This is a genomic window from Pseudomonas lactucae, assembly GCF_016937615.1.
GTDB lineage: Bacteria > Pseudomonadota > Gammaproteobacteria > Pseudomonadales > Pseudomonadaceae > Aquipseudomonas > Aquipseudomonas lactucae.
This window is the reverse complement of the sequence record NZ_JAFHKI010000132.1, coordinates 1-14,756: the sequence shown is the minus strand read 5'-3', so window position 1 is coordinate 14,756 and position 14,756 is coordinate 1. Positions and strand designations below refer to the sequence as shown.

The 14,756-nt window shown below is 62.6% G+C and carries 10 protein-coding genes and 6 pseudogenes; 7 read left to right on the top strand and 9 right to left on the bottom strand.

Translation table 11 applies throughout. The features are described 5' to 3' along the window. Positions 1-53 precede the first annotated feature (53 nt). Both JWR98_RS22325 and JWR98_RS22320 read left to right on the top strand, forming a co-directional pair. Positions 54-656, top strand: a complete 603-nt coding sequence (locus tag JWR98_RS22325) for a hypothetical protein (protein ID WP_205491218.1) — start codon at positions 54-56, stop codon at positions 654-656. 29 nt (positions 657-685) lie between these two features. Next, positions 686-1,000, top strand: coding sequence for a hypothetical protein (locus tag JWR98_RS22320; RefSeq protein ID WP_205491217.1), 315 nt, complete (start codon positions 686-688; stop codon positions 998-1,000). 116 nt (positions 1,001-1,116) lie between these two features. Here JWR98_RS22320 and JWR98_RS22315 read toward each other — a convergent pair whose 3' ends face one another. Then, entirely contained in the window at positions 1,117-1,398 is a 282-nt protein-coding gene (locus tag JWR98_RS22315) for a hypothetical protein (protein ID WP_205491216.1), read from the bottom strand. Positions 1,399-1,600: 202 nt separating this feature from the next. On the opposite strand from JWR98_RS22315, the pseudogene JWR98_RS22310 reads away from it, so the two are divergent. After that, a pseudogene (locus tag JWR98_RS22310) lies at positions 1,601-3,220 on the top strand (methyl-accepting chemotaxis protein). A 2-nt stretch (positions 3,221-3,222) separates the two neighbouring features. Here JWR98_RS22310 and JWR98_RS22305 read toward each other — a convergent pair. After that, positions 3,223-3,333: pseudogene (locus JWR98_RS22305) on the bottom strand (chloride channel protein); the annotation flags it as partial. Between the two features lie 420 nt (positions 3,334-3,753). Here JWR98_RS22305 and JWR98_RS22300 point away from each other — a divergent pair. From JWR98_RS22300 to JWR98_RS22290, 3 genes and pseudogenes are all read left to right on the top strand, one after another. Further along, positions 3,754-4,110 (top strand): hypothetical protein, encoded by a 357-nt coding sequence (locus JWR98_RS22300; RefSeq protein ID WP_205491215.1) that lies wholly within the window; start codon positions 3,754-3,756, stop codon positions 4,108-4,110. Positions 4,111-4,281: 171 nt separating this feature from the next. Beyond that, positions 4,282-4,712, top strand: a pseudogene (locus JWR98_RS22295) (YeeE/YedE family protein). A 2-nt stretch (positions 4,713-4,714) separates the two neighbouring features. Further along, entirely contained in the window at positions 4,715-5,134 is a 420-nt protein-coding gene (locus JWR98_RS22290) for a DUF6691 family protein (RefSeq protein ID WP_003175147.1), read from the top strand. 23 nt (positions 5,135-5,157) lie between these two features. On the opposite strand, the gene JWR98_RS22285 is transcribed toward JWR98_RS22290, so the two are convergent. Then, on the bottom strand, positions 5,158-6,633 hold the full coding sequence (locus JWR98_RS22285; protein ID WP_225908820.1) for an MFS transporter: 1,476 nt from the start codon (positions 6,631-6,633) through the stop codon (positions 5,158-5,160). Positions 6,634-6,762: 129 nt separating this feature from the next. On the opposite strand from JWR98_RS22285, the gene JWR98_RS22280 reads away from it, so the two are divergent. Next, positions 6,763-8,529 carry a S8/S53 family peptidase gene (locus JWR98_RS22280; protein WP_078733964.1) on the top strand — a complete coding sequence of 589 codons (1,767 nt, stop codon included), beginning with the start codon at positions 6,763-6,765 and terminating at the stop codon, positions 8,527-8,529. Positions 8,530-8,627: 98 nt separating this feature from the next. Here the strand turns inward: JWR98_RS22280 and gbdR are convergent. The 6 genes and pseudogenes from gbdR to JWR98_RS22250 form a co-directional block, all read right to left on the bottom strand. Next, a pseudogene (gene gbdR / locus JWR98_RS22275) lies at positions 8,628-9,712 on the bottom strand (choline metabolism transcriptional regulator GbdR). Between the two features lie 23 nt (positions 9,713-9,735). After that, positions 9,736-11,142 carry a GABA permease gene (gabP, locus tag JWR98_RS22270; RefSeq protein WP_078825479.1) on the bottom strand — a complete coding sequence of 469 codons (1,407 nt, stop codon included), beginning with the start codon at positions 11,140-11,142 and terminating at the stop codon, positions 9,736-9,738. A 166-nt stretch (positions 11,143-11,308) separates the two neighbouring features. Next, positions 11,309-12,208 (bottom strand): LysR substrate-binding domain-containing protein, encoded by a 900-nt coding sequence (locus tag JWR98_RS22265; protein ID WP_205491214.1) that lies wholly within the window; start codon positions 12,206-12,208, stop codon positions 11,309-11,311. Beyond that, a pseudogene (locus JWR98_RS22260) lies at positions 12,208-13,127 on the bottom strand (LysR family transcriptional regulator). The gene JWR98_RS22265 and the pseudogene JWR98_RS22260 overlap by 1 nt, the downstream one beginning before the upstream one ends. Before the next feature lie 25 nt (positions 13,128-13,152). Then, on the bottom strand, positions 13,153-13,782 hold the full coding sequence (locus JWR98_RS22255) for a glutathione S-transferase family protein (RefSeq protein WP_078733970.1): 630 nt from the start codon (positions 13,780-13,782) through the stop codon (positions 13,153-13,155). 144 nt (positions 13,783-13,926) lie between these two features. Further along, a pseudogene (locus JWR98_RS22250) lies at positions 13,927-14,756 on the bottom strand (flavin reductase family protein); the annotation flags it as partial.

Below are 14,756 nucleotides of genomic sequence, written 5' to 3'. Positions count from 1 at the left end.
TGCGCCTCCTCTTTTGCGGTCTGTAATTCTGACTCCGCAAAAGGAAAGGCTTCATGTCGATACGCCCTCTGCTCTGCCTGGTTGCATTGCCGTTGTTCGCAGGCTGCCAGTTTTTGCCCCATACCAACTACTTTACCGCGCCCGAAAACGAGCCCAACCCTGCCTGGGTACGTATCGTCGACTACACGCAGCACGCCGAAATTTACCAATACGAAAACGGCAAACGTTCGGGCGGCGCCGTTCGCACCGGCCCCCTGCCGTTCACCCACACACAGGACGTGGGCATGCCAAAGGCAGGGCAAGACCTTACATGGGACTATTACGAAACGCAGATCCGACCCGGTATCGAAACGCAAGTGGATCTATTCTGGGAGGGGACACGCACTCGTTCCTGCTATGTCTCGACGAAGTTCACGCCCCAAGCCGGACGCTATTACCAGTTCAGGCTGACATCCGGCTCATCAGGCAACTGTAGGTTATATGCATCACTGATCGAGCGCGACAAGGAAGGAAACGGTTGGCATCTCACGCCAAACCCGCAGGTGACCTATAACGGCGATGGACCGACGGCCAAAACCCATTACGAGAACAGCCGCTTTGAGACCCCCAATTATCGTCCACCCGCGGATCTCTATCCGGGGATAGACGTTTACTAAACAGGTAAACGACTACAAGGAATCGTTGATTGGCTAGCGCAAAATACTTCCGAACGATCGGCGAGCGAGCCTCAGAGGATCTGTTTGCATGGGCGGCATTCGTCGCGCAAACAGAATTCCTGTGGCAAGACGCGGCGTCAGTCCAGGACGCTGTCGCTTGGCAGCGTATTTGGTTCGAGCTGGAAATACTCAACGGGCTTGCATTGGCGCAATGGGAGGATGAGGGAAAGCCTGATAACTGGTCGTACCGCTGGAACACAGACTATCGACAAGAAGCGGCGGCCCTGGCGAACGAGTTGTTGGAACTGCTGTGCGATGCAGTCGGTTCAAAACATGCCGAATAGAAACTCGGCTGCTCAATGAACCGTTGTTTTTGGAGACCTTGCTACAACTAGCACAGACGAACGCCATTAAAAGACATCCATCGCTCGACAAAGCCCCGCCTTCTCAACAGCCTCATTTACAGGTTCCCCCCCGGACTCAAACGCTGCAACGCGACCAGACACCGGCCACTGTCCAACAGGATCAGTTCATAGTCCCGATGCGCCGTTGGGGTGAAACGAAAGGTTTGTTGGCAGCTATAGGAATAGCCGGCGGAAACGTGGCCTTCACTCTGGAAGTTCATCGCGAACGGTTTACCCGCCGGGACCTTCAGTTCGGTACGCGCCAGCGCTTGGCCTTTCGCCTCCACCCGGCGGTTGCTCTCGGGCATGCCCAGGCCTGCTATCAGAAACGCTCTCACGAAAATCCCTTTCTTACGGTTCAACGGCAGAAGTATGGACTCTGGATGCACAGTGCCTTACGGGCCTTGGCTCCACGAGTGGTCACCGTAACAGCTGGCGCGTTGACGTGGCACGAATAACCAAAACGGCCCGATTAAGTTTCCCAACGTCAGGTCGATAACCTGACTAACCCGCTCCCCACCTCGTAGCTAGGAAGCTCACATGAACCTTAGAAACCTTAACGTAGCTCCACGAGCTTCCTTGTTTTTCGCCTCGATCATCGCATTGGTCTTTGTGCTCGGCGCAGTCGCTGCGGTGCAGATGGGCAAACTGAGGGACGCAGAAAAAGACATTGAAACCAACTGGCTGCCAAGTATCAGGCAAACAGCATTAATGAACTCCGGTGTGATGCGCCTGAGGCTCGAAACTCAGCGCGCACTCGCTGACCCTACAACACTTCAGTCGACCGTTGCATCCTTTGCAGGCTACCGGAAGGCTTTGGCGGATGCGGTAACCCAGTATGAGCGTCTGATCGCGAGCAACGAAGAACGCACCCTGTATCTCGTGGTTAAAGCGTCCGCCGATGCGTACGCTAAACAGCTGGACATTCTCGAACCTTTAATGGCGCGCGCTGACATACCTGCAGCGGTGAGCCAGGTGAGTACAGGCATCCGCCCGTTGACGAATCGGTTAGAAGGCGAGATCAAAGCCCTGACTGACTACAACGACAATGGCGCGACAGCTGCTGGGCAATACGCAACCGTCACTTACGCCGAAGGCATCTGGGTCATTATTGGCCTTATCGCAGGTGTCGTGGTGCTGACTGTCGCGCTGGCAACCCTTCTGACCAAGAGCATCACCACCCCGATAGGGACAGCCTTGTCCGTGGCCGAACGCATTGCCGGCAGTGATCTGTCCAAAGAAGTGCAGGTCAGCGGGAAAGATGAAGCCGCGCGCCTGTTAAAAGCGCTGGCCCAGATGCAGGAAAACCTGCGCAAAACCATCATGCAGATCAGTGATTCATCCACGCAACTGGCCTCGGCCGCAGAAGAAATGACGGCGGTCACGGAGGAATCCAGTCGAGGCCTTGTTGCACAAAATGATGAGGTCAACCAGGCGGCCACCGCTGTAACCTAAATGAGCGCGGCGGTTGACGAGGTGGCTCGCAATGCAGAGTCGGCCTCCGAAGAGTCGCGTCGTACACAGGGATTCACGGAGACCGGCCTGGAGCGCGTCTCTCAAACATTGAAGTCCATTGAAAAACTGAGCGGCAACGTTGACACCACGAGTGACAAGATTCAGGTGTTGTCACAGCGCGCTCAAAGCATTAACAAAGTCGTCGAAGTGATCAGGGCCATCGCCGAGCAGACCAACCTTCTGGCTCTCAACGCAGCCATTGAAGCCGCAAGGGCCGGTGAGCAAGGTCGCGGCTTTGCCGTGGTCGCGGACGAGGTCAGGGCGTTGGCGCACCGAACGCAGTCTTCCACTCAAGAGATCGAACAGATGATCTCCGCCATGCAGAGCGACTCAGCCGAAGCGGTGGAAGCCATGAGCAAAAGCAAAGAGCTGGCGACCCAATCCCTCGATGTTGCACAAGAGGCCAGCAGTTCGCTGGATCAGATCGCCAAGGCCATTACGCAGATCAATGAGCGCAACACGTTGATCGCCACTGCATCTGAAGAACAAGCACATGTCGCTCGTGAAGTTGACCGTAATCTTGTGAGTATTCGAGAGCTTGCCGTGCAGAGTTCTGCCGGCGCCAGTCAAACCGCCAGCGCCTGCGGAGAAATGTCAAAGTTGGCGGTCGATCTTAATAGGATGGTGAATCGCTTCGTCGTTTGAAACATCAGGCTGATCACCATCCCATGACTGTCAATCATCTCCATCACGATGATCGCGCAGGTGATCGGCGATTGCGTGACAGCCGCCAGAAAAACCACCATGCACAAGGCGATGGCGGTCAGGTCCAACCGGTAGGGTCGGAAAATCATAGCCACTGAATCGTCCCGGTTCTGGACGGACGACGGCGACTCCCTGGGCCCGGCAGATTCGGCATAACGTGTGGACACTGCTAATCTGCATCCCGGTTAATGCTGGCAGGCTGCGCTGACCTTATCAGGCTACTCGTCGGTCCTTGCGCCAAACAAACGGTCGGCTATCTGCCGACCCTGTTCCAGCCCTTGCTACACAGTTTTTAAGAACGGGAAAGCCTCCCTGTGGTGAGCGGGCTTGTCCCGCGCTGGGCTGCGAAGCAGCCCCAATAAGATCACCGCCGTGTGTCAGGATTAACCGAGGTGAGGGTTTTAGGGCTGCTGCGCAGCCCGGCGCGGACAAGCCCGCTCACCACAACAGCCCATCGGAAACCGGAGCCCCCTATGCCGCCCACCAAACGCGACAGCGCCCGCCTCGAACGCCAACTGATCGCCACCCTGACTGACGCCTGCGAAACCGCCAAAGCCGAAATCCAGGGGTTCGAATGGCTGACGCACACCGTCGATTACACAGCCTTCCCCCACAGCCTTCGCGTGACGTGGGTGTTCGACACCCGTGCCAACAAGGACCGAGCCCTCACCGCCGGCGCAGATCAACGCATGAGCGAGCTGACCGCCGCTGCGCTGCACAAGGCCGACGTGCCGCCCCTGCCCATGGCGCGCTGCGTGCAGTTTGATTCTGAAGAGGAATGCCAGTTGAAGCACGCCGGCGACTGGCGCGCGCGGTTGGCACGTCGCTGACGGATGAGCATCGCGAAGCGCATGGAAAATTACGCGCCGGAATCGAACATCATAGCGGTGCTTGCGCGCCATCGCTTGAGCCACCCCCTCTACCACCGACATTTCACGCAATACGGGTTAAAACTGTGCTATCGATGCACTCCCCTCCAATCCCCGAAGGCTGCCCCGACCATGAGCTTCTCCGCCGATTTCACCCCATGGACCTCCCTGCTCGGCGTGCCTTGATCGGTTTGTCCGCCGGCCTGTTCATTCTGCTCAACGGGCGCATTGCCGGTATCAGCGGTCTGCTCGGCAGCCTGCTGTCCAGGCGTGGCGATGGCCGTGGGGAGGCGCTGGTATTCGTCGCGGGGTTGATCGCCTCGCCCCTGATCTGGTCACTCGGCGCGCCGTTGCCACAGCCCTCGTTCCAGGCCGGTGGCGTGGCGCTGGTACTGGCGGGGTTGTTGGTGGGGATCGGTACGCGCTATGGCGCCGGCTGCACCAGCGGGCATGGGATCTGCGGGCTTTCACGGTTGTCGGTGCGCTCGCTGGTAGCGGTGGGTTGTTTCATGGGCAGCGGCTTTGCCGGCGTCTACGTGCTACGTCATCTACTGGGGGCCTGAGCATGCGCAAAATCACAGCGTTGATTGCTGGCTTGATCTTCGGGCTGGGGCTGTACCTCAGCGGGATGACAAACCCGGCCAAGGTGCTGGGTTTTCTCGACCTCGCTGGCGACTGGGACCCTTCGTTGGCCTTGGTCATGCTCGGTGCGTTGATGGTGAGCAGCGTGTTTTTCTTCTTCGCCAGGCGGCGTGACACCTCATTGCTCGGCGCGCCGATGCAGATGCCGATACGGCGCAACATCGACCGCCGGCTGGTGCTGGGCAGCATCGTGTTCGGTATGGGCTGGGCGATTGCCGGGCTCTGTCCCGGACCGGCCTTGGCCTTGCTGCTGACGGGGCGATGGCAGGCGGTGCTGTTCACCGCGGCCATGCTGGCGGGCATGCTGGTGTTTGCAGGTCTCGAATCACGCAAGCAGCGCTGAACATTACGGCCACCGCCAGCCCCTCAATCCGCGGCCTGGGACAACGGCCGCGCCACCCGCTCCAATGCCTGGCGCTCCGCCGCCACACCCCACACCGCCTGCACCAACGCCGCCGCGCACATCAGCGCCGCGCCAATCAGGTAGCCGATCAACAAACTGCCGCGCTGCTGCGTCTGGATCAGTTGCCCAAACAACGTCGGCCCGATGATCCCGCCCAACCCCGTGCCGAACGCATAAAACACCGCAATCGCCAGCGCGCGAATCTCCAGCGGGAACGTCTCCGCCACGGTCAGGTACGCCGAGCTGGCCGCCGCCGAGGCAAAGAAGAAAATCACCATCCACGCCAGCGCCTGCTGGGTCACGTCGAACCAGCCCTGCTGGAACGCATAGCCACTCAACGCCAGCAGCACGCCGGACAGGGCGTAGGTGAAACTGATCATCACGCGACGGCCGATCACATCAAACAAACGCCCCAGCAATAGCGGCCCACAGAAATTGCCGAGGGCCAGCGGCAGGACGTACCAGCCGACCTGCTCGGCGGGCACTTGGTAGAAGTCGGTGAGCACCAGGGCGTAAGTGAAGAAGATTGCGTTGTAGAAAAAGGCCTGGGCGGTCAGCAGCGTCATGCCTACCAGCGCACGGCGGCGGAAGCTGACGAACAGCGTGTGGAATATCTCGGCCAGCGGCGTGTGGTCGCGGGCGTGCAGACGCAGGGGCGGGCTGGTGACGGGCGGCAAATCATGGCCCTGGTCGCGCAGGCGCGCTTCGATGCCTTCGACGATGCGTCGGGCTTCATCGTGTTGGCCGTGGATCAGCAGCCAGCGCGGGCTCTCCGGCAGCCACAGGCGCATCACCAGGATGATCAGGCCCAGCGCCGCGCCAATGCCGAAGCACAGGCGCCAGCCGAGGTCGCCACCGACCACTTGCGGGTCTAGCAACACGATGGCGCCGCCGGCGCCGAGTGCTGCGCCAAGCCAGAAGGTGCCGTTGATGGTGAGGTCGACCCAGCCGCGATAACGCGCCGGGGTGAACTCCTGGATTGTCGAGTTGATGGCGGTGTATTCGCCGCCGATGCCCATGCCGGTGAGGAAGCGAAACAGCAGGAAACTTTCCAGGCTGAACGAGAACGCCGTGGCGGCAGTGGCGCCGATGTATAGCCACAAGGTGATGAAGAACAACTTACGGCGGCCCAGGCGGTCGGTGAGCCAGCCGAACAGCAGCGCGCCGAGCACGGCTCCGGCAATGTACACGCCGCCGGCCAGGCCGATGTCGACGTTACTCATGCGCAGCTCGGGGCTGTCTTTCAGCGCGCCGGACACCGAGCCCGCGAGGGTCACTTCCAGGCCATCGAGCAGCCAGGTGATGCCCAGGGCGAACACCAGCAAGGTGTGGAAGCGGCCCCAGGGCAAGCGGTCCAGGCGCGCGGGCAAATCGGTTTCAAAGACCGCGCCGGCGTCGTCGCAGTGTGGGTGTTGCTGGGTCATGGTCACATCCGTCATGTGCAGTCCCTCTTCGGTTAGGAGTGAGCTTGGCCAGGGCGAGTTCAACGGTTGTTGCATGGCGTTCACGCTGAACGAAGCGTGCCCCGGCGCAGTCGGAACAAAACGCCCCGGCACGGAACTGCGCTCATGCCCTTACGCTTCGCTGCACTCGCCACGCTGTTCACATTGGCTGCCGCCACACCCGCTACGGCTCAGGACGCGTTGCGCCTGGAAAACCTCAAGCGCTGCGGCAACCTGCTGGACAGCCGCCAGCAGGACTGGTGCCTCAGCGTGCGCGGGCTGGGCACCACCACGCCGCAGCTGAAACTGGCGGGCAAGACACTGCCGGCGAGCGCCGTTGAGCACCAGGGCGACCAATTGCGCGTGCGCCTGGACAGCGCCCGCGAGCAGAGCGGCCCGCTGTGGCTTGAAGACGGCCCGCGCGTCAGCAATGCGGCCTGGCTGACACTGCGCAACAGCCATGTGGTGGCCGCCGGCCCCAGCGAAGTGGCGAAAAACATGGACGGCCTGACCACCTATGTGGACCTGGTCAGCGTGTTGATCGAAGAAGACCAGAACGGTCGCCAGGAGGCTGAGCGCCTGGCGCGCAAGTACGGAGCGACGGTGGTCGGCAGCATCGCGCCGCTGAACGTCTACCAGTTGCGCCTGCCGGCCAAGGACCTGACGCAACGCGATGCGCTGGTGCTGCGCCTGGGCAGCGAGACCGGCGTGGACGCCGTGGTGATCGAAGAGTCCGCCGCCGAAGAAACCGAGCAAACCGCCACGCGCCGTGAAGCACCAAAAAAACCGGCACCCGACTCCGATGAATGGGCCGCCAACCGTTTTCTCGACGCGGTGGCCTACTACCAGCGGCGCATCCCGGGGCAACACACGCCGATCGTGCCGCAACCGGTGCGCGTGGGGGTGATCGAGCGCGGCGTCGACTTCGACACGGCGGACTTCGCCGAGTATCTGGGTGCCTGCGCGCCCAGGCGAACCTGCGTGTACGCACGCGACACCGGTGCGGCGGACGGCCATGGCACCACCGTCGCAGGCATCCTCGCAGCGCGTTGGGACGACGGCGGCAACAGCGGTTTTCTGCGTGGGCTGGACAAGGCCAGCGGCGGCTTCGACGTGATCGCCGAGCGAAATTCCGACGCAGGAATTACCGCAAACATCGCCGCCTCAGTCAACCTCGTGGAAGATGGCGTGCGCGTGCTCAACTGGAGCTGGGGCATTCATCGCGTCGGCACCAAGGACGTCAACGGCCAGGACGTCGACTCGCTGGTGCGCTCGGGCATCGCCATGAGCGGCTACGAAGAATTGCTGGAGGAATTCTTCCTGTGGCTGCGCAAGGAGCATCCCGACGTGATCGTGGTGAACTCCGCCGGCAACGGCTCGGCGTTTTCGGGCACGGACGACTACCGCCTGCCCTCCTCGTTCATCACCGAACAGTTGCTGGTGGTGGGCGGCCACCAGCGCAGCGAGCAGGCCGGTATCGCCGTGGATGACCCAGCCTATGCGGTCACGCGCAGTTCCTCGAACGTCGACATGCGCGTCGACATCACCGCCGCCGCCTGCGCCCATGCATCCACCCCCGACGCTGGCGAGCAAGGCGCCGTGCATTGCGGCACCTCCTACGCCACGCCAATGGTCGCGGGCCTGCTGGCGGCCATGCTGTCGATCAACCCGCAGTTGCAACCCGAGCAATTGCGCACGCTGTTGCGCCGCAGTTCGATGGCTATTGGCGACAACCATGACTTTGAACGCAGCGACGCCCAGGACCTCACCGCGCCGATCCTGCCGTCGGAGCGTAACTATCAGCTCAATGACAAGGACGTGGGGCGCTCGGCGCGGCTCGATATGCAAAAGGCCCTGGACCTGGCGGTGCAGAGCAGGACGCGGGTGCGTTGAGGCAGGCAACGAGGGCGAGGAATAATACAGAGATCAACTGTAGGCGCTGTCGAGCCCCAGCGAGGCTGCGATGCAGGCACCGCGGTCTGGCATCTGCCTCAACGTCGTTGAATCTGCACACTCGCAAACGTAGGCTCATCGCGCGCCTGTTCCAGGGTGTTCTTCGGCCGGCCGGTGAAGGCGGATGCACCACCGGCCGAGTCGCCACCGGGGGGTGCAGGCGCATGTCGGAGCGTTCGTCACTGGGCGCTACGCCGAAGAAATCCCGATAGCATTTGGAAAAGTGCGGCGTGGACACGAAGCCGCAGATCACCGCCAGTTCCACGATCGAAATGGGCGTTTGCATCAGCAGTTGGCGCGCACGGGTGAGGCGCAGCTTGAGGTAATAACGCGACGGCGTGCAGTACAGGTAACGCTGGAACATCCGCTCCAATTGGCGCCTGGACACTTGCACATAGGCCGCCAGGTCGTCGAGGTCGATGGGTTCTTCCAGGTTGGCTTCCATCAAGGCCACCACTTCCTGCAGCTTCGGCTGTTGCGTGCCGAGCAGGTGTTTGAGCGGCACGCGCTGGTGGTCGCGTTCGTTGCGGATGCGCTCGTACACAAACATCTGCGATATCGCCGCCGACAGTTCGTGGCCGTGATCGCGGCCGATCAGATGCAGCATCATGTCCAGCGGCGCGGTGCCGCCGGAGCTGGTGAAGCGGTTGCCGTCGAGGGTGAACACGCTGGAGCTGACGGTGACCCGTGCAAAGGCTTCCTGCATCGACGCCATCAGCTCCCAATGCACGCTGCACTGGAAGCCGTCGAGCAAGCCTGCCTTGGCCAGCGCCCAACTGCCGGTGCACACCGCGCCCAGGCGTTTGCAATGCACGCGGGCCTGGTTGCGCAGCCAGGCGATGTGTTCGGGCTTCACCGCCGTGTGGATCCCCACGCCGCCGCACACGATCACGGCGTCGAAGCTGTGCGGGGCCTGCGTCGAGGCATCCGGCGTGACCGGCACGCCATCGCTCGCCCACACCGGCTGGCCGTTGAAGCTGAGGGTTTGCCAGCGGTAGAGCTCTTCGCCGGCCAATTGGTTGGCCATGCGCAAGGGCTCGACCGCCGAAGCCAGGGAAATCAGGGTGAACTGGTCCAGCAGCAAAAAGCCGATGGTCTGGCAGGCAGGCGCGTCAGGAGCCATGGCCGATACTCCCCGGTGGCTGATCAGGATTGCCCCAGCGAAACCGCTTCGGCCGCCGGGCCGTGCTGGCGTGCCGTGACCAGGCCGATCAAGGCAATCGCCAGCGCCAGGCCAATGGTCGACGACACTTCGGTGCGGTGTTCCGGCGTGACCATCATCACCCCCAGCGCCAGGCAGATGAACACGATCACCAGGTAGGTCAGCCAGGGAAACAGCCACATGCGAAAGCTCAACTCGACGTTTTGCCGCCGCAGCAACCGACGCATGCGCAGTTGGGAGATAGCGATGACCAGATACACCAGCAACGCGATGGCGCCGGAACTGGCCAGCAGGAACTGGAACAACCCGGCCGGCATGAAGTAACTGAGCAACGTCACGCCCGCGCCGATGATGGTGCTGGCGATCACCGCGGCCCTGGGCACGCCCGCCGCCGAGGTGCGTTTGAGAGCTTGCGGCGCATCGCCGCGTTTGCCCAGGGAGAACAACATGCGCGACGAGATGTAGATCGAGGAGTTCATGCAACTGGCCACGGCGATCAACACCACGAGGTCAACCATGAACTTGGCATGGGGGATGTTCATCAACTCCAGCGCACGTTGATAGGAGCCCACCGACGCCAGCAGCGGGTCGTTCCACGGCACCACGGAAATCACGATGGAGATCGACAACAGGTAAAAAATGCCGATACGCCAGATCACCGAACGGGTGGCCTTGGCGATGTTCTGCGCCGGGTTGCTCGACTCGGCCGCAGCGATGGTCACCGCTTCGGTGCCGATGAAACTGAACATGATCGTAATGAACGCGCCCACCACCGCCGACAGGCCGTTGGGGGCGAAACCGCCGTGCTCCTGCATCAACCGGCTCAGACCGCTGGCTTCGCGGTCGGGAATCCAGCCCATCAACACGCTGAACCCCAGGCCGATAAACCCGATGATGGCGACCACCTTGGCCATCGCGAACCAGAACTCGAACTCACCGTACTTGGCCACGCTGAACAGGTTGGTGATCACCAGCAGGATGATCGACAACAAGGCGAACAGCCAACCATCCACCTGCGGGAACCACTGGGTGAGCACATGCCCCGCCGCCAGTGCTTCGATCGGGATCACCAACACCCAGAACCACCAATACAACCAACCGATAGTAAACCCCGCCCAAGGGCCGATGGCCTGGTCGGCGTAGGTGGAAAACGAGCCGGTGTCGGGCCGCGCCACGGCCATTTCGCCGAGCATGCGCATCACCAGCACCACCAGCAAACCGGAGGCCAGATAGGCCAGCAACACCGCCGGCCCGGCGGCCGCGATGGCGTGCCCGGACCCGACGAACAACCCCGCGCCGATGATCCCGGCAATGGACAGCATGGTGACGTGGCGCGGCTTGAAGCCTTGCGCCAACTGAGCGTTGGAATCCATGGAGTTCAAGCTATTCATTGTTCTTGTTGTTCTCTGCGACCGAATGCGCACCACCTTAAGTGCGCTCGGCGATGCCCAAGTAGCCTGGTTGCGCCGTTGTCATGCTTGATGTCGACACAGGGGCAAAGCGCTCGGGCCGTTCGGAGGCGCCGAATCGTTCCCACGCAGAGCGTGGGAACGATCATTAGCGCAACGCCGGGTGCTCGCGCAGGTGCTCGACCAGGAAATCAACCAGGCTGCGCACACGAATCGGTGCCTTGAGGCCTTCGCGATAGACCACCTGCACCGGCAGCGACGCGGTCTCGTAGGCGCCCAACACAGGGCGCAGCCGCCCGCTCTGCAAATAGTCGTACAGTGGATAACTTTCACACCGCACCAGCCCGGCACCCTGGGCGGCGGCACTGATGGCTGCCTGGACGGTGGAGCAACCGAGGTGGGGGCGCGCCTTGAACAAGCAGGTCTCGGCACCGGCCTGGAACGGCCACTGCACCTTGTCCTGATGGGCCTGCACGGCGATCAGCCGATGCCGCAGCAGGTCCTCCGGAACCTGGGGCTCGCCATGGATGGCCAGGTACGCCGGGCTGGCGCAGACGATCGAGCGCACCTGCCCGACCGGGCGTGCGATCAAGGAGGAACTGGGCAAATGGCCCATCACCACCGCCACATCAACGCCTTCCTCATGCAGGTTGACGACGCGGTCATGGTAATGCGCAAAGAGCCGTACCTGCGGGTACAGGTCCATGTAGCGTGTCAGCATCGGCGCCATGACATAACGACTGAACAGCAACGGCAGATGCACCCGCAGACTGCCTTGTGCCTGCACGTGCAAGCCCTTGGCACAGACTTCGGCCTGCTCGATATCATCGAGGATGCGCGAACAGTCGGCCATGAACGCCGCACCGGCCTCGGTCAGCGCAACGCCCCGTGTGCTGCGTACCACCAGCGGCACGCCAAGCCGCGACTCCAGACGGGCGATGGCGCGCACCAGCGTCGGGCCGGAGACATTCAGAAAGCGCGCCGCCGAGGCCAGGCTGGGGCGCTGCGACAAGGCGCGGAACATCCGCATCTCATGGTAGCGGTCCATCAAGCGGCGCCAGGCTTCACAGGTTTGAGCCTGAAATCTTCGCGCAGGCGCTCGACCAGAAAATCCACGCAGGTTCGCACCTTGGCCGGCACCCTCGGGGTGTTCTGGTACACCACATGAATCGGCAACGCGGCAGGCTCGAACGCTTCGAGCACCAGGTCCAGTTCGCCATCGGCCACGCGTTGCGCCACTTGATACGACAACACCCGAGTCAACCCCCAGCCCTCACGGGCGACATGGATCGCCGCCTGGTTGGCGCTGACCACCAAGCGCGGCTCCACGCGCACGCTCAGTGGCCCGGCATCACTGCTGAAGTGCCAGTCGCTCAACAACGTGCTGGCGCTGGACATCACCACGTTGGCGCGGCTCAAATCCTGTGGATGGCTGGGCCGGCCGTGCCGTGCGAAATATTCCGGCGCGCCGCAGATCACCTGGCGCACCTCGCCCACCTTGATCGCCTGTTGCTGGCTGTCGTGCAGATGGCCGATGCGGATGGCCACATCGATCCCTTCATCCGACAGGTTCACCAGCCGGTCGACCAGCAAGGCGTTGACCTGCACGGCGGGGAACAGGTCGAGGTAATCGGTCAGCAACGGTGCGATGTAGAGTTCGCCGAACAGCACCGGCGCGGTCACCGTGAGGTGACGCGCGGCAACGAGTAGCCGCCCGAGGCGGATTGCTCCGCCTCGTCCAGTTCACTCAGGATACGCCGACAATCTTCCAGGTAGCGCTGGCCGGCTTCGGTCAGGTGCAGGCTGCGCGTGGTTCGCGCCAGCAACTGCGTGCCGATGCGCTCCTCCATGGCCGCAATGGCCCGCGTCACGCTCGGCGCGGAAATATGCAGGCGACGCGCCGCGGCGGCGAAACCCTCTTCTTCCGCGACGCTGACAAACACCTGCATTTCTTGAAAGCGATCCATGGCAAACCCGTTGTGGTGGTGTGAATCACGCCTGTTGCAGGCCTATCGCGGTGCGCTGCATGCCGACAAAACCGGGCAACGCTTCGATGCTGCTCAGCCACGCACGCACCTGCGGGTAGTCGCTCAAGTCGACATTGCCTTCCGGCGCGTGGGACACGTAAGTGTAGGCGGCGATATCGGCGATGGTCGGCTTGTCGCCGGCCAGGAACGCACTGTCGCCCACTTCTTGCTCCATGACCTTGAGCAAGGCATGGGAGCGCGCGATCGCGTCCTCGGCGTTATACGCTGCCCCGAACACTGTGATCAACCGCGCCGTGGCAGGGCCCGCACTGATCTGGCCGGCCGCTACCGACAACCAGCGCTGCACCTTGGCCTGCGCCAGCGCATCGGCGGGCAGCCATTGGCCGTTGCCATATTTGACGGCGAGGTAGGCGAGGATCGCATTCGAATCGGCCAGCACCGTGCCGCTGTCGTCAATCACCGGCACCTGGCCGAAGCGATTGAGGGCCAGAAATTCGGGGGCTTTGTGCGCGCCGTTGGCCAGGTCCACCGAGATCAGCTCGACGGGCAAGCCCAGCAACGACAGCATCAGCTCGACCCGATGGGCGTGGCCGGACAGGGGGTGGCGGTACAGTTTGATCGCGTTCAGGGACATGACGTGCTCCATTACCAAGGTTGGGTTTGACGACGCGTTGTGCGTCGGTGGCGCTATGTTCAGCTACGGCGTTCAACAGCGGAATAACCAGGGTTTACAGTTCAGCATTTCAGAATCCGCAACAGTGCTCGCCACGGCGGGCGTTCAGATCTCCAGCACCAACGGCTCACTGCCCTGGGCCGGCACGGCGCAGCAGATCAGCACTTCGTTGTGCGCCAAAGGCTCGGCCGGGGTGTTGAGGTAATGCACCTGGCCACGGCTCAAGGTGGATTTGCAGGTACCGCACGAGCCGCCGCGACAACTGAATTCCGGGGTGAGGCCACGGGCTTCGGCCAACTCCAGCAAGGTGCCGGTACCGGGTTCCCAGCGCGCTTCCTTGCCGGAGGTGGCAAACAGCACTTTCACCGGTTCGCCGGACACCGGCGGCTGTGGCGGTGCCGTCACGCTGACCTCAGCATCGCGCACCAGCGTGGACGGCCCGAAGGTTTCCGCATGAATGCGCTCGTCCGGGATACGCAACCCGCGCAGGTCGTCGTACAGCGCCTGGGTGAAGGTACCGGGGCCGCACAGGTAATAGTCGTAGTCGTCCAACGGCAGGACTGACTTGAGCAGCGCGAGGTCGATCCTGCCCACCGCGTCGTAGCCCTCCCCCGGCCCCGAACCAGGCGCCTGACTGACGACACGCAGCCAGCGCAGCGTGTCGCCGGCCCGCGCCACCAGCTCCTTTAGCTCAGCGGCGAACGCCAGTTCCTCAGGGGTGCGGGCGCTTTGGATCAGCCAGGTCGAGCGCATGCGGTTGATGCGCTTGCCCTCGTACACCACCTCGCGCAGCATCGACAGCAACGGCGTGATCCCCACACCCGCGCCCAGCAGCACCAACGGCCGGCGCTCGGCGGGCCGCACCGTGAAGTGCCCCTGGGGGCGCCCGCGCCTCCAGCCGATCGCCGACCTGAAGCTGCGCATGCAAGTGCGAC

Bases quoted from the DNA above. Each gene is read 5' to 3' on its own strand.
- JWR98_RS22325 (WP_205491218.1), top strand. From the start codon at position 54: ATGTCGATACGCCCTCTGCTCTGCCTGGTTGCATTGCCGTTGTTCGCA.
- JWR98_RS22300 (WP_205491215.1), top strand. From the start codon at position 3,754: ATGCCGCCCACCAAACGCGACAGCGCCCGCCTCGAACGCCAACTGATC.
- JWR98_RS22290 (WP_003175147.1), top strand. From the start codon at position 4,715: ATGCGCAAAATCACAGCGTTGATTGCTGGCTTGATCTTCGGGCTGGGG.
- JWR98_RS22285 (WP_225908820.1), bottom strand. From the start codon at position 6,633: ATGACGGATGTGACCATGACCCAGCAACACCCACACTGCGACGACGCC.
- JWR98_RS22280 (WP_078733964.1), top strand. From the start codon at position 6,763: ATGCCCTTACGCTTCGCTGCACTCGCCACGCTGTTCACATTGGCTGCC.
- gabP (WP_078825479.1), bottom strand. From the start codon at position 11,142: ATGAATAGCTTGAACTCCATGGATTCCAACGCTCAGTTGGCGCAAGGC.
- JWR98_RS22265 (WP_205491214.1), bottom strand. From the start codon at position 12,208: ATGGACCGCTACCATGAGATGCGGATGTTCCGCGCCTTGTCGCAGCGC.
- JWR98_RS22255 (WP_078733970.1), bottom strand. From the start codon at position 13,782: ATGTCCCTGAACGCGATCAAACTGTACCGCCACCCCCTGTCCGGCCAC.